Below are 15,385 nucleotides of genomic sequence, written 5' to 3' on the forward strand. Positions count from 1 at the left end.
ACAAAAGACGCAGTCAGGAATTCAATGAAATTGCGTCGTTACAACAGCGGAGGTGTTTGATGACAAACAAGCCAATCCTCTCAAATCTCAATCGTCGATCTTTCGTCAAAGGGCTTGCGGGCACGGGCGCGCTTCTGTCCGGTGGTCTTGCAGCGCGCTATGCGCAAGCACAATCGTCTGAGCCAATTCGCTTTGGGTTCCAACTTCATCGCACCGGGATCGGGGCATCCTACGGACGTTGGTATGAACGCACGGCATCTGCTGCACTTCAGGTTCTCAATGACTCAGGTGGCATTAACGGGCGACCTGTAGAGATCATATTCGAAGACGACGGCACTGACCCCAAGCGCGGTGCCGAGGTGGTCGAAAAGCTGACGACCCAATCGAACTGTGACCTGGTGATGGGTACACTCTTTTCCCATGTGGTCATCGGATCCGCCCCGCGAGCGGGTGAATTGAAGGTGCCGTATCTTGTCTGTTCCGAAGGGCATCACGTTGCGAGCGGGATGCTGAATCGCTGGACCATGCAACCGGGCATAACGGACGTGAAAAGCCAGGTGCAGGGCATGGCGCCATTCGTGACCTCGAACCTCGGCAAGAAGGTCACGATGATTTTCCCCGATTTTGCATTCGGTCACGATCACCGCGACTATTTCACCGCAGCGGTGGCAGAGCAGGGCGGCGAGGTGATCAAGCATATTGCGATCCCGCCGACCGAAACCTCGTTCACTCGCTATTTCCCACAGATTCCTTCGGATACGGATGTCATCTATCACGTCATGGTAGGTCCCGCCGTTCTGACCTTTGTTAAAGAACTGGGCGAGTTTTATGGCTCGGGAGATCGGCCGCAGCTGTTCGGTTTCATCGACTCGCTTGAGGCGGTTGATATCAACTCGCCCGGCCTCGAATTTCTCGACGGTTCGCATTTCTGGGAAGGCCACCCACGCTATAAGCAGGCGGATGCATCGGATCATGAGACCTTCTATCGCGAAGCGGTTGGGGTGGACGATAACGGTGCTTCGGTTTCGGATTCGGCTGATGTCGCGACCTACGCGCACATGTTTTCGACATGGGAGACCCTGTTTGTTGCCAGACAGGCGATGGAGGCATCTGGATACCAAGGACCGGCGGACCGGCAGAAGGTCGTCGAGGCTATCGAAGAGATGACCGATTTCACCGAAAGCCGAGAACATCCGCAAGGACCAAAGACGTTCAATGGCAAAACCCACCAGGCCTTCGGGCTTCAATCCATCACCAAGGTTGAGGGTGGCAAATTGATACGTGTGCACCAGACCTCAATGGAAGACGGGTTCTATCCTGACGAGGTCGACTATACGACACTAAGTTTCTGACTTAGGGCGGGCGGGGCGCCAGCCCCTCCCGGATAATGAGTGGATTTCGGACCGTTCCTGCTTCTTGCCCTGATGGAGGGCCTCGTGACCGCCGCAGTCCTTGCGCTAACGGCGGTTGGGTTGTCGCTTGTGTTCGGCATCATGCGGGTTGTTAACGTCGCGCATGGTGAATTTTTTATGCTGGGCGCAGTGCTTGCTTGGTTCACTACTCAATGGATACCGGGACCACCAGCGATTGCTTTTGCGGCAGCGCTGGTCTTCTGCCCTTTGATCGTCGGCGCAATCGCGGCCCTTTCCGATGTGTTGGTTTTGAAAAGGTTGAATTATGAGCCCGAGGCCACGATCGTCGCAACGATCGGACTTTTGTACATTCTTCAGCAGGCGGCCTTGAGTTTTTTCGGTCCGGATGCGCGCCCGGTTCCGGCACCAATCAACTTCCGCATCCAACTGCCCTGGTTCGGCTACTCCGGCTATAAGCTGTTGGTTGTCGCAGCAGCGATCATGCTGTTGCTTGCGGTCTGGCTGATCCTCAAACATACGCGCATCGGATTAGTGATGCGGGCAACACAGGAAGACCGGGACACTGCGCGTGCTTTCGGGATAAATGTTGACAGGGTCTATGCCGGAGTATTCGCGATGGGGGCAGGGCTTGCCGCCATAGCCGCAGTTCTGATCGTTCCGATCCAGCAGGCTCACTACCTGATGGGGGGTGATCCACTTCTTTTGTCGTTCATCGTCGTAATCATTGGTGGTCTGGGAAGTTTGCGTGGCACACTGGTTGCGGCTATCGTCATTGGGTTGTCAGACGGCGTTCTTTCCACGTTCTTCGCCCCGACGTTGGCCAAAATAGTCGCAACGCTGGCCGTCGCGTTGATTCTTGTTTTCCGGCCTCAGGGCCTTTATGGAAAGCGCGCCGTATGAAAATCGATCGTGCGCTCTGGCTCCACTTCGGCCTTATCATTGTATTGCTTGCGTTCCATTTCTATGCGCCAGCGTATCATCACACAAATATCGCTCGGATCATGGTGCTGGCGATTTATGCGATGGGTTATAATATTGCGTTCGGCTACACCGGCCTTCTAAGCCTCGGCCATTCACTTTTCTTTGGCGCAGGGCTTTATGCTGCGGGGCTTCTTGCCTATTACGCGAACGGAGGTGCAACAGTAGGCCTTGTCGCAGGACTTGCCGCAGGCGGCAGCGTGGCCTTTGCCTTAGGCCTTTTTGCGCTCCGCACAGCAGGCGTTGCCTTCATGATCGTGACCCTGATGTTTGCACAGGCGGGATACCTGACGGTGCTGTATCTCGGCAGCTATACACGTGGGGACGAGGGCATTGTTGTTCCAAAATCCACTCGGATGCTCGGGGCTCTCGACCTTTCCGACGATGGCACCCGCTATTTGGTTGCTTTCGCGTTGTTTTCTGTGGCGCTTTTGATCAATCTCTGGCTTGCCCGCTCGCCACGCGGGCGGATTATGGTGGCGATACGCGAGAACGAGGAGCGCAGCCGCATGCTCGGTTACAACCCATTCGCGGTCAAGCTTTTTGCACTGACGGTTTCCGGTGTCTATGCAGGGGTCAGTGGCGCAGCATATGCATTGATGTTCGGTTATGTGGGTGCCAGCCTAGTTTCTGTACAGTATTCGATTTTGCCGCTTCTTTATGTCCTTCTTGGTGGTGCGGGTACGGTCATTGGTCCTTTCCTCGGCGCACTGCTGATGTTTTATCTGGTCGACTATGCCAGTTCTTTGACCGACGCTCACCAATTCGTGACCGGGGCCGTGTTGGTCCTCCTCATCCTATTTGCGCCAAGAGGCATACTTGGCACACTGCGTGAACGGGGGATGAGATGGTTGCCGTAACTCTTCTTGAAGCCCGAGAGCTTACCCGGCACTTCGGCGGATTGAAGGCAGTGGACAAGGTGGATTTCGATGTTTCTGAAGGTGAAATTCACGCGATCATCGGCCCGAACGGCGCTGGCAAGACAACGTTTGTCAGTTTGCTGTCGGGCCGAATTCCGGTGCAGTCCGGATCGATCCATCTATCTGGCCATGACATAACACGATTACCTGCGCATGCCCGCGTGCGGGCCGGCATCGCCTATACCTTTCAGATCACACAGATCTACGGCGCGCTGAGTGCCTTTGACAACGTAGCGCTTGCAGTCCAGAGTCGCCATTCTCAACACATAATCGACGATGCAATGTCCGCACTGGAACGGGTGGGTTTGGCGGATCGAGCCGATCAGATTTCTGGGACGCTGAGTTATGGCCATCAACGCTTACTGGAGATCGCAATGGGACTTGGCTTGGAGCCAAAGCTTCTGATTCTCGACGAACCGACACAGGGATTGGCGCAAGGAGAGATCGAAATCTTCAAATCAATTGTTCGAAGCATAGTCCCTGAGGCCACCGTTCTTCTTATAGAGCATAACATGGACGTGGTCATGGACCTGGCCGATCGCATCACGGTGCTAAACTTTGGCCAGATCTTGGCGACCGGGTCACCACTGTCGATCCGGGCGAACAGTGCGGTTCAGGCTGCCTATCTAGGGGGGTGAATGCTAAAACTCGATGGTATCGACGCAGGTTACGGCGCGGTTCAGGTTCTGCATGGCTTGTCGCTTGCGGTTGCCTCTGGTGAGGTGCTTTGCTTGATGGGGAGGAATGGCGCCGGGAAGTCTACTTCACTCAAGACTATCATCGGTCAGGTACGTTCGAGTGCTGGCAAAGTGGAACTTGACGGCACCCGCTTGGAGGCGCTTCCTGCCCATGAAGTGCCACGCCATGGCGTCGGTTACGTCCCGCAAGGGCGTCGACTGTTCGGAAACCTGACCGTCTCTGAGAATATTGAAATCGGATTGATGACCCGAGATCGGAGCGCACAGGTGCGAGAAAAGGTACTGGACCTCTTTCCGAGGCTCCGAGAACGCATGGGGCAGGTGTCGCGTACGCTGTCGGGTGGTGAACAGCAGATGCTTGCCATCGCTCGGGCACTTTGCCTTGAACCAAAAGTGCTGCTGCTCGATGAACCGACCGAAGGGTTGCAGCCTTCGATGATTGCGCTGATCCGTGACACGATTATTGGTCTGAAAGCGACAGGTGTCGCGACGATTCTCGTGGAACAACGGGTCGATGCTGCGCTGTCGATTTCCGATCGAATTGCATTCGTCGTTGGGGGCAGGATCGTAGAAACTGCTTTTGCCCGAGATCTGGTTCCCCATGCTCACCAGTTCAGGAAACATGTCGGGATATAATGCATGGTTCGAAACAAGTGAATTGGATACTTCTTCGAAAAAAACGCGTTCTCGATAGCTTATTGATTATTGGCTCCGGCGGTAGGGATCGAACCTACGACCAATTGATTAACAGTCAACTGCTCTACCGCTGAGCTACGCCGGAACGGTGCGCGCCGTATAGCAACACCGGTTTTCGGCGTCCAGAGGGTTCGGCGCATTTTTTGCGGATTTCGGCCGTGACGAAATTCAGGCTTCAGAACAGAAAGGTTGCACCGAAAATCGGCCCGGATTGGTCAAAGGTATAGTCTGCGCCGTTGACCTCGTGATCTACTTCGATATGGCGGTAACCGCCTCTGAGCAGCCATCGATCGTTGAGGGCATAGTCTGCCGTCAGTAAAACCTGCCAGGTTTCGCTGCCACTACGGAAACCGCCATAATCAAGAAACGCGGTGCCCGACCATCTGTCGGAAAACTGAACCCGGGCGCGCATGGCGATCAAAGGATCGAACCAGTCTTCGTCGACGGTATTTGTTCGGTCCGGAAGTGCGCCCTGAGTCAGAGTGAAGACGGTATCAGTGCTGTACCATCTAAATCCCGCACCGGCATCGAGTGAGACGTTGCTATCCTCGTAGACCCGATAGGCGGCATAGGCGTTGAAGACCTGGGTTTTGACGGAAGTGTTGAGTTCTCCGAACGCCCCTCCGGGAGTTGCCGTACCGAAGGAGATGTCGGTCAGCATGTAGTCAGCAAGAAGACTCCAACGCCCGTTGGATGCGCCGAATGCGCCCATGAATGCAAAATCCAAGTTATCCAGCGCGTCGCTGAACGACAGGGTGGCGTCCACTGTTCCGAAAGCCGTTTCAGTGGAGGTGTTGGTTTCGGGTGTGAACAGATAGATCGAGGCCGAATAGCTCCAATCCCGGTCCTGGGCATATGACGGGCCGGAGACGAAAATCGCAAGCGAAGCTGCCAGAAGGATCAAGTTTACAATGCCGGAGCGGATCATTTTCAGTCCTTTAGAATGGGGCCGGTTTGTGTCGGTTCATGGCGAGTGAAATCACACCAAAGTCACAAGGCAGTTTCAGCTGAAGTTAACACAAAAATCACATTCAAATACGTTTATTTTGTAGTGACCCACGGCCCAACACAAATCTCGGCTTTTGTTCGGTAGGCAACGCGGGTGATGGGGATCAACGTAACTGTATTCCGATCTGGAAAGGTTTTGGGACCCATGGGGTCCGTCAAATGGCCTCGAAGGTTAAAGACGCCAGCAAATTGAAAACCCCGGACAAAAGACTGCAAATTTGGTGCATCGCTGCCTTGGCCGCGCAAGTCCCGCCATTGCCTCAACCAGCTTCTCCTTATGTCTGCAAAGAGAAGTTGACCAACGGAATGGCAAGGACTTGACCAAGGCCGGGGCTAGCCCCGGCGCCGACGGCGCCGCCCGCTCGATGCATCGGCATCACTGTTCGAATGGGTGTTGAACGACGGTGCGGGCAAAGTCACAACTTGGCTGAGTTCCGGGAACCGATCGGTCTTGTGCGGGATTGCGTTTGCAGCGACGAAATGTTCCTGAAATTTCGGCTCGATCGCTGTTTCAACCTTGGTGATCTCCCGCACGACGCGTTCAATCTCGGCCCTTGAAGAGATATTGCACAACGCGATGCGAGCACCCGTGCCTGCGGCGTTGCCTGCACTTGTTACTTTTTCCAGCGGCGCGTCGGGGATCATTCCCAGAACCATGGCGTGTTTGGTCGAGATATGCGCGCCAAAAGCACCCGCCAGGACGACACGGTCAACCTTGTCGACATTCATTTCATCCATCAGCAGGCGCGCGCCCGCATAGAGGGCCGACTTGGCAAGCTGGATAGCCCGAATATCGCCCTGCGTCACGGTTATGCGCGGACCACCCTCGGGGCTGGCGTCGTGGATCAGATAGGCATGCGTCCGGCCTTCGGGAACGCAGCGGGTGGTACCGGTCTGTACGGCCGACCCGATCAGGCCGCTTTCGTCCAGCAGGCCGGCCATGCGCATTTCGGCCACTGCCTCGATGATGCCCGAACCGCAAATGCCGGTGATGCCGGTCGTGGCGATTTCGGCATCAAATCCTTCCTCGTCCGACCATTTGTCAGAGCCGATAACGCGGAAGCGCGGCTCTTTCGTTTCGGCGTTGATCTCGATCCGTTCGATGGCGCCGGGAGCAGCGCGTTGACCGGAGCTGATCTGCGCGCCCTCAAAGGCAGGGCCGGTGGGTGAAGAGCAGGCCAGCACCCGGGACTTGTTGCCAAGCAAAATTTCCGCGTTGGTTCCCACATCGACGATCAGAACCAGGTCGTCGGACTTGCCGGGTTCTTCGGAGAGGGCCACCGCCGCGCAATCCGCCCCAACATGACCAGCGATACAGGGCAGCACATAGACCTGCGCACGTGGATTCATGGCGGTCAGATCCATCTCGCGGGCTGGCAGGGAGAGGCTTTCGGATGTCGCCAGCGCGAAGGGAGCTTGGCCAAGCTCGACCGGGTCGATGCCTAGCAGCAGATGGTGCATCACCGGGTTGCAGACGAAAACCGTTTCCAGGATCAATTCGGGCGAAATGCCGGCGTCTTCGGCGATGGCTTTGGTAATATCATTGATCGCGTCACGTACGGCAGTTGTCATTTCCCTGTCGCCGCCGGGGTTCATCATCGAATAGCTGACCCGGCTCATCAGGTCTTCGCCAAAACGGATCTGCGGGTTCATGAGCCCGGATGACGCTTTGACCTCGCCATTGCGAAGATCGGTCAAATGGGCGGCAATCGTCGTTGAACCAAGGTCAATTGCAAGCCCATAGATACGTTCTTCGGAGTATCCGGGCCAGATTTCCAGAATTTGGTGAGCGGTGTCACGGTGTCCCTTGTGCAGCGCAACAGTGGCCTTCCAGCCTCCTTTGCGCAGGGCCGGTTGCAGCTTGGACAAGAGCGAAAGATCGGCGGTAACCTTATCGACGCCCCACTGCGCCTTGAGTGCGCGTTCCAGTCGTTCCAGATCGCCGGTGGGCTCGTGCATATCTGGCTCATCAACCTCTACGAAATAGAGATGGGTCGCCGGGTCCATGACGATGGCGCGTGCGGTGGCTGCCTTGCGTACCACCTGGCGATGTACCTGGCTTTCTGGAGGAACATCGATCACGACGTTTCCCTGAACGGTGGCCTGGCACCCCAATCGGCGTCCGGACTTAAGACCGCGTTTATCATCATAGCGCTGTTCGACCGCGTTCCAATCGCTGAGCGCGCCTTCTTTGACCGTCACGCCATGCTTGGGAAATTCGCCATAAGACGGTGTGATCTGACATTTGGAGCAGATACCGCGCCCGCCACAGACAGAGTCGAGATCCACACCAAGCTGTCGGGCAGCCGTCAGGATCGGGGTTCCGACCGGGAAGTGGCCGCGTTTGCCAGATGGGGTGAAGACAACAAGTGGATCGCTGGTCATGACTGGCCTGCCTCTGGAATTCATACGTTTGACGCGCAACATATGGGTTTGCACGAAAAGAGAAAGGCGCCGAACGGCAGGTTTCGGGCGTGTTGCGTCGTTTTCGCACCTTACCGTCAAAAATGATGCGCGTAGGACTCGCCTTTTTCTGTACCCCAATTTCCGCGGATCTGTGAGCTGGGGCTTTCCCTTGCCCGGAAACCATGCAATAGGGTCACCGCCAAACGGGGTTTTGCATGGGGTTAGCAAATGCAGATTCGTGAGGCTCTCACCTTTGACGACGTTCTTCTGGTTCCGGCGGCTTCTTCCGTGCTGCCATCCACCGCCAATACGGCAACGCGCGTGACACGCGAGATCAGCATGAATATTCCGCTGCTCAGTTCCGCCATGGACACGGTGACCGAATCGCGAATGGCGATTGCCATGGCCCAGGCGGGCGGCATTGGCGTGATTCACAAGAATCTGGGCGTCGAGGAACAAGCGCGCGAAGTAAGACGGGTCAAGCGGTTCGAATCGGGCATCGTATACAACCCTGTCACGCTTCGGCCGGATCAGACATTGGCAGATGCCAAGGCCTTGGTGCAGCGTTACAATTTCACGGGTTTTCCGGTGGTTGACGAAAAAGGCCGCGTAGTTGGCATTGTCACCAACCGGGACATGCGTTTTGCCACGTCCGATGACACGCCAATTCGGGTGATGATGACCTCGGACAACCTGGCGATGCTGCGCGAGCCGGCGGATCTGGAAGAAGCCAAGAGTCTGATGAAGGCGCGGCGGATCGAGAAATTGCTGGTCGTGGACGGCAATGGCAAACTCACGGGTCTTTTGACCCTGAAAGACACGGAACAAGCGGTTCTGAACCCTACCGCCTGCAAGGACCGTCTGGGGCGGCTTCGGGTTGCTGCAGCCTCGTCTGTAGGAGACACGGGATTCGAGCGATCCGAAGCGCTGGTCGACTCGGGCGTCGACATTATCGTGGTGGACACCGCGCATGGCCATTCGGCGGGCGTGATCGATGCGGTCAAACGCGCCAAGACCTTGTCGAACGAAGTTCAGATCATTGCCGGGAACGTTGCGACGGCGGATGCGGTGAAAGCGCTGATTGATGCGGGCGCCGATGCTGTCAAGGTTGGCATCGGGCCGGGATCCATCTGCACCACGCGTATGGTGGCCGGTGTGGGCGTTCCGCAGCTGACGGCCATCATGGATTGTGCCGAAGCAGCCGGAGACGTGCCTGTCATCGCTGATGGTGGTATCAAGTTTTCCGGGGATTTTGCCAAGGCCATTGCGGCCGGTGCATCCTGTGCCATGGTCGGATCGATGATCGCGGGCACTGACGAAAGCCCCGGCGAGGTGATCCTGTATCAGGGCCGATCGTTCAAATCCTATCGCGGTATGGGAAGCTTGGGCGCCATGGCGCGCGGTTCGGCCGACCGGTATTTCCAAAAGGACGCAGCTAGCGACAAACTGGTACCTGAAGGGATCGAGGGTCAAGTGCCCTACAAAGGATCGGCGAGCGCGGTCATTCACCAACTTGTAGGCGGGTTGCGGGCCGCCATGGGGTACACGGGCTGCGCCAATGTCGAGGAAATGCGCAGCAATTGCCAGTTCGTCAAGATCACCGGTGCGGGCCTCAAGGAAAGCCATGTTCACGACGTGCAGATCACCCGCGAGAGCCCGAACTATCGTATAGGTTAATCGTTTGGCGGGACTTGGCCTTGCGGCAGCCCTGCCATGTTCGGCTTTTGAAGGTGGACCAGTTGAGGCAATGCGTATCAACGCGAAAACAAACCGGACTTTGTTATGACACCTGCCGCCCGTATTCAGGCCTCCATCGAAATTCTTGACGAGATTCTGGCCGGAACACCGGCCGAGAAGTCTCTGACAGGATGGGCGCGGCGCAGTCGGTTTGCAGGATCGAAGGACCGAGCAGCGATCCGCGACCATGTTTTCGATGCACTGCGCTGCAAAAGATCCTTTGCAGCGTTAGGAGGGGCTGAGACAGGGCGTGGACTTATGATCGGCCTGATCCGGGCCGCCAGTGAAGACCCGACAGACCTTTTTACTGGCGCGCGGCATGCTCCACTGCCTGTCGGTGAAAATGAAACCGGGTGTACACCTGCCTCGGGTGGCGAGGAAAACGACCTGCCCGACTGGTTGTGGTCGCGGTTTCAGGACAGTCTGGGTGACGAAGCACAGGCCGCTGCACAGGCGCTGCGCCATCGCGCGCCGGTTCATCTGCGAGTGAATCGCCTAAAGTCCGATTTGCCACAAGCGGTCGAAGTACTGGCCAGGGACGGGATCGAAGCTCGTTCGCATTCCGCGTGCGACACCGCGCTGGAAATTGTCTCGGGTGCACGGCTAGTCGCAAAAAGCCGCGCTTTTCTGGATGGCCTGGTCGAGCTTCAGGATGCCGCCAGCCAAGCGGTTGTGGCGTCTCTTCCTCTGCGCCCAGGACTGAAGGTGCTGGATTATTGCGCCGGGGGGGGCGGCAAGTCGCTTGCCCTAGCTGCGTCTCGCGGCGTTTCGGTATTCGCCCATGATATCTCACCAGTCCGAATGAGCGATATCCCCGCGCGCGCGCAACGCGCTGGCGTTGATATCACCTTGCTGGATGGCGTGAGTGTCGCCGCCAATTCACCTTATGATATCGTTCTGGTTGATGCTCCGTGCTCGGGCAGCGGATCGTGGCGTCGTGCACCCGCCGGGAAATGGGCCTTGACACCAGAACGACTGACCGAACTGTGTTCTATTCAACAAAGCATCCTGTCGAAGGCTTCGGTGCTTGTTTCAAATGGTGGACTGCTGGCCTATGCAACCTGCTCCATGTTGCGTGAAGAAAATCAAGAGGCGGTGGGCGCCTTGGTCAGGCAAAACCCACAGTGGTCCAGTGTGTTCGAAAAACTATGGTTGGTTTCCGAGGGCACTGATGGGTTCTACACTGCGCACTTGACGCAGAATAGCGCCTCCAGATAACAACTACAGGCGGAGTAACGCATTAAGTTGGGATTAACCCCGGTTGCGCGTAATACCCGGACCAATGACATCAAACGGAGTGTCTCAGTGTCTGCAACCGCCAATCCGGCAATGCCGGTCCGTCACCGGAGTGTCACGAAACCATGGCGTCGTATGGCGTTGTTCGCCTGTATCGTCGTTGTGCTTGTTTCGGCTTTGGCTGGCGACATGACTGATGGCGTAACTCGAGGTTTGTATGCTGTGGGCCTGTCGCTGTCTGCGGTTTTGGTTCTGTCTACCATTCGAGAGTGGAGCCTTGATCGTCGCGCAAAGCTGGTTGACGAACTCGTTTCCTCCTATCTGCACAGCGATACGTCTCCTGGCATTATCACAGATTCCCGAGGATGCGTGCGTTTCGCGAATGCCGCTGCAAAGGCAAGTTTCAATGTTGACGATCATGGTAGTCTCGATGTTTTGCTGCGAAGTTTTTTTCCGTCTCCGGCGGCCGTTCTGTTACGGCTGCAATCTGTTGCGCAAAGGAAGGGAGTGGCACACGATGAGCTCGTAACTGGTCGCGGAATTATCAAAATATCGGCCCAGCTTCTTGGAAAAGACACGTATTTGTGGAGGTTGACCAGTGTTCCGGGGAGTGACAGTTTTAACGGCGATGATGTTGAGGGTCTGCCGATGGTAACGGTAGGGAGATCAAACAGGATCCAGTTTGCAAATGAAGCCGCACACAATCTATTTGGATTCGCACCCGGCAATCTGAAGCAAGTTATTGCCGAGCAAGACATCCGACCCGGGTCCATTGTCAAAGTTCAAAGCAAAACTGGAATGGTACCGGTGGCCATCGCTGAAATTCGCAAAACAGTTGGCAGCAGAAAAATCGCACTCTGCCCGTTAGGACCTGAAGTGTTCATGGCTCCGGCGCCATCATTCAATGATCTGCCCGTTCCGCTGATGCGTCTTTCAGCCCAGGGAGAAGTGCTTGAGACGAACCCACTTGCCGATGAATTGCTTGGTTGCACGCCCCAAGACGGGACCACTGTTGAGCAGATCATGCATGGGCTTGGTCGCCCGATCAGGGACTGGCTGCGCGAAACAATCGAGGGATCGGTCAAACCTCGGTCAGAATTCTTGCGCCTGAGTCGACCGGACAGGGAAACGTTTGTGCAAGTCACGCTTAGCAAGGTGGTTCGCTTCGGTGAAACAAGCTTGATTGCGGTTCTCAACGATGCAACTGAACTCAAGACACTTGAGGCGCAGTTTGTTCAAAGCCAGAAAATGCAGGCGGTCGGGCAATTGGCCGGCGGGGTCGCGCATGACTTCAATAACTTGCTGACTGCGATTTCGGGGCATTGCGACCTTCTGCTTCTGCGCCACGATCAGGGCGATCCCGACTATGGTGACCTTATTCAGATCAACCAGAACGCCAATAGGGCCGCTGCTCTGATCGGCCAATTGCTGGCGTTTTCGCGAAAGCAGACCTTGCGGCCCGAGACGCTGGACATGCGCGATACACTGTCCGATTTGATCCATTTGCTGAATCGGCTTGTCGGCGAAAAGATCACGCTGACCCTCAGTCATGACCCGGTTCTGAAGCCCGTTCGTGCGGACAAACGCCAGTTGGAACAGGTCTTGATGAATCTGGTGGTGAATGCGCGCGATGCCATGCCGAAAGGTGGGGAGATTCGGATTGAAACCGAAGTTGTCGCGTTCGATCAACCACTGAAACGCGACAGGGCAGAGATGCCGATTGGTGAATACGTATCCGTCAAGGTTATAGATGAAGGCGTCGGGATAGCCGCGGACAAGCTGCCAAAAGTATTCGAGCCGTTTTATACCACAAAGCGAACTGGCGAAGGTACTGGCCTGGGCCTTTCAACGGTATATGGGATCGTCAAGCAAACTGGCGGTTTCATATTTGTTGACAGCGTTGAGGGCAGGGGATCCGAGTTTACTTTGTATCTGCCGGTTTGGCATGAGGTTGAAGTTATTGAACCTAGAGTGTCGGATTCCAACACCGTTCCCATTCCAAAACATGGGGAAGGCGTGGTTTTGCTGGTGGAGGACGAAGCGTCGGTCCGCGCTTTTGCGTCACGCGCACTAAGAATGAGAGGTTATACCGTACTTGAAGCGGAAACGGGTGAAGAGGCGCTTGACGTGCTGGCAGAGGGGGAAGTCCTCGTGGACATCATCGTCACGGATGTGGTGATGCCCGGGATGGACGGTCCGACCTGGGTGAAAAAAGCATTGAAAAACCGGCCGGGTGTCAGGGTCATCTTTGTTTCGGGATATGCTGAAGGTGCATTTGGCGAAACAGAGCCGGAGTTTGCACATTCCGTGTTCCTGCCAAAACCGTTCTCGTTAAATCAGTTGACTGAAACGGTTTTTCAGCAGCTGAACTAGGTTTTGTGGCGACAAGGTTTGTCAAAGTGCCGATTGGTAAAGGTCGAAATCATCTGCGTACCTGTGGCGTAGTTGCCGTTCAGTCTCTTCGGTAAGAACCAATGGCATTGGAGGGGACGCGTTCTCGCGCGGCAACTCCAACCTGATCTTAAGCCGGTTCTCCAGAAACTCGATAATCTGGCTCTGGTGATCGTATTTGAACACATGAGAAACAGTGACGCCACCCGCCCGGGGAGTGAGGAATTTGGCCTGGCTGCCAACTTGGGCGAAGGCCGGCTGATCATTACTTCTCAGGTAGCCGCGGACGAAACTGTCGAAATCGATTCCACTGGTCGAGGTGGGTTTGCCGTCTAGAAATGGGCGGCGGCGGTATCGGTACCAGCTTCCCAGCCAGTCGACCGGCTCGCGAACGACCGCCATGACTTCAAGGTCGACGTCGAAAAGCTTCGCAAACATGCTGTTAAAAAAACGATCATACCTGCGAAGGGGGGCGTGCTTCAACTCGGGAGGTCCCGAAACGACGATATCCGCGTGATCCTTCAAAGCCGCGTGGTATGCTGTGGTCCCCGTTTTCGGAACCGACAAAAGGACAAGGCGTTCTTTATAGAAAACAATCATTTATCTTGCGTTCTTCTTTTGGATTTCACGGTCAGAGTGCCGTAAAGGGTTCTTTAATACAATTGGATAAAGCTTCAATTAAGAGATTTGAGTTGAAATGTTCTCTTTTTGGTCCCATAAGGAACAAGAGGCGAACAAAGCAGCGATTGCCGCCCGCTCAAGGGTGTGACAAAAGGAAAGCGACAGGACAATGGCGGATCTTCTGACGATGAGCAGCAAGCAAAACGCGGACAAGCAAAAAGCGCTGGACAGCGCCCTGGCCCAGATCGAGCGTCAATTCGGTAAAGGATCGATTATGAAACTGGGCGGCGACAATGCGTTGCCGGAAATCGAGGCCAGCTCAACCGGCTCTCTGGGTCTGGATATTGCGCTTGGTATTGGTGGCCTGCCGATGGGCCGTATCGTGGAAATCTACGGCCCGGAAAGCTCGGGCAAGACAACTCTCACGCTGCACTGCATTGCCGAACAACAAAAGCGGGGAGGGGTGTGCGCCTTCGTGGATGCTGAACACGCGCTTGATCCGCAATATGCCCGCAAATTGGGCGTTGATCTGGATGAGTTACTGATTTCGCAACCCGACACAGGTGAACAAGCGCTGGAAATAACCGATACATTGGTGCGCTCGGGCGCGGTCAACATGGTTGTTGTCGACTCGGTTGCGGCCCTGACGCCGAAATCTGAACTGGAAGGCGACATGGGTGACAGCAGCGTGGGCGTTCAGGCCCGGTTGATGAGCCAAGCCATGCGCAAGTTGACAGCGTCAATCAGTCGGTCAAATTGCATGGTGATCTTCATCAACCAAATCCGGATGAAGATCGGCGTTATGTTTGGCAGCCCGGAGACCACGACAGGTGGTAACGCCCTGAAATTCTACAGCTCGGTGCGCCTGGACATTCGCCGTATTGGTGCCATCAAGGACCGGGATGAAGTTGTCGGCAACCAGACCCGGGTGAAAGTCGTCAAGAACAAGGTTGCGCCGCCCTTCAAGCAGGTTGAATTCGACATCATGTATGGCGAAGGCATTTCGAAGATGGGCGAATTGCTGGATCTGGGCGTCAAGGCCGGGGTGGTTGAGAAATCCGGGTCGTGGTTTAGCTATGGCGACGAACGGATCGGCCAGGGGCGGGAGAATGCCAAAACCTATCTGCGTGAGAATACCCGCGTTGCTCTGGAGATCGAGGACAAGATTCGTGCGGCCCACGGCCTGGAGTTCGACATGGCGTCCGATGGGGACGAGGACGATATTCTCGAAGCGTGACGATAGCCTGCGAAACAGCAAGAGTATCACTTTCGCGTCGGTCTGGATAAAGTGAAACATGGCAAGGCGATCCGATCGGGTCGC

General features: G+C 55.8%; 12 protein-coding genes and 1 tRNA gene. 9 read left to right on the forward strand and 4 right to left on the reverse strand.

Annotated elements, in window-relative coordinates:
• Window positions 1-59 precede the first annotated feature (59 nt).
• From AC2FNB_RS06005 to AC2FNB_RS06025, 5 genes are read left to right on the forward strand one after another with little or no spacing between them, the layout of a single operon-like run.
• Window positions 60-1,352, forward strand: coding sequence for an ABC transporter substrate-binding protein (locus AC2FNB_RS06005; protein ID WP_480750956.1), 1,293 nt, complete (start codon window positions 60-62; stop codon window positions 1,350-1,352).
• Between the two features lie 39 nt (window positions 1,353-1,391).
• Window positions 1,392-2,273, forward strand: coding sequence for a branched-chain amino acid ABC transporter permease (locus AC2FNB_RS06010; RefSeq protein ID WP_480750957.1), 882 nt, complete (start codon window positions 1,392-1,394; stop codon window positions 2,271-2,273).
• Window positions 2,270-3,211 carry a branched-chain amino acid ABC transporter permease gene (locus AC2FNB_RS06015; RefSeq protein ID WP_496745089.1) on the forward strand — a complete coding sequence of 314 codons (942 nt, stop codon included), beginning with the start codon at window positions 2,270-2,272 and terminating at the stop codon, window positions 3,209-3,211. The genes AC2FNB_RS06010 and AC2FNB_RS06015 overlap by 4 nt, the downstream gene beginning before the upstream one ends.
• Complete coding sequence (locus AC2FNB_RS06020) at window positions 3,199-3,909, forward strand: ABC transporter ATP-binding protein (RefSeq protein ID WP_496745091.1); 711 nt, start codon at window positions 3,199-3,201, stop codon at window positions 3,907-3,909. Before AC2FNB_RS06015 ends, AC2FNB_RS06020 begins: the two co-directional genes overlap by 13 nt.
• A complete protein-coding gene (locus AC2FNB_RS06025) occupies window positions 3,910-4,605 on the forward strand; it encodes an ABC transporter ATP-binding protein (RefSeq protein WP_480750962.1) in 696 nt (231 codons plus the stop codon).
• Window positions 4,606-4,675: 70 nt separating this feature from the next.
• Here AC2FNB_RS06025 and AC2FNB_RS06030 read toward each other — a convergent pair.
• The 3 genes from AC2FNB_RS06030 to AC2FNB_RS06040 all read right to left on the reverse strand — a co-directional run bounded on the left by AC2FNB_RS06030 (window position 4,676) and on the right by AC2FNB_RS06040 (window position 8,058).
• Window positions 4,676-4,750, reverse strand: a tRNA-Asn gene (locus AC2FNB_RS06030).
• Window positions 4,751-4,840: 90 nt separating this feature from the next.
• Complete coding sequence (locus AC2FNB_RS06035) at window positions 4,841-5,593, reverse strand: porin family protein (RefSeq protein ID WP_496745093.1); 753 nt, start codon at window positions 5,591-5,593, stop codon at window positions 4,841-4,843.
• 413 nt (window positions 5,594-6,006) lie between these two features.
• A complete protein-coding gene (locus AC2FNB_RS06040) occupies window positions 6,007-8,058 on the reverse strand; it encodes an ASKHA domain-containing protein (RefSeq protein WP_480750965.1) in 2,052 nt (683 codons plus the stop codon).
• Window positions 8,059-8,307: 249 nt separating this feature from the next.
• Here AC2FNB_RS06040 and guaB point away from each other — a divergent pair, with 249 nt between their 5' ends.
• From guaB to AC2FNB_RS06055, 3 genes are all read left to right on the forward strand, one after another.
• Window positions 8,308-9,756, forward strand: coding sequence for an IMP dehydrogenase (guaB, locus tag AC2FNB_RS06045; RefSeq protein ID WP_480750966.1), 1,449 nt, complete (start codon window positions 8,308-8,310; stop codon window positions 9,754-9,756).
• Window positions 9,757-9,861: 105 nt separating this feature from the next.
• Window positions 9,862-11,034, forward strand: coding sequence for an RsmB/NOP family class I SAM-dependent RNA methyltransferase (locus AC2FNB_RS06050; RefSeq protein ID WP_496745096.1), 1,173 nt, complete (start codon window positions 9,862-9,864; stop codon window positions 11,032-11,034).
• Window positions 11,035-11,145: 111 nt separating this feature from the next.
• A complete protein-coding gene (locus tag AC2FNB_RS06055; protein ID WP_496745129.1) occupies window positions 11,146-13,425 on the forward strand; it encodes an ATP-binding protein in 2,280 nt (759 codons plus the stop codon).
• Window positions 13,426-13,446: 21 nt separating this feature from the next.
• Here AC2FNB_RS06055 and AC2FNB_RS06060 read toward each other — a convergent pair whose 3' ends face one another.
• Window positions 13,447-13,881, reverse strand: a complete 435-nt coding sequence (locus AC2FNB_RS06060; RefSeq protein WP_496745098.1) for a gamma-glutamyl kinase — start codon at window positions 13,879-13,881, stop codon at window positions 13,447-13,449.
• 352 nt (window positions 13,882-14,233) lie between these two features.
• Between AC2FNB_RS06060 and recA the strand changes: the two genes are divergently transcribed.
• Entirely contained in the window at window positions 14,234-15,301 is a 1,068-nt protein-coding gene (recA, locus tag AC2FNB_RS06065; protein WP_480750969.1) for a recombinase RecA, read from the forward strand.
• Window positions 15,302-15,385 lie beyond the last annotated feature (84 nt).

This window comes from Ruegeria sp. BHSB058, assembly GCF_059613285.1.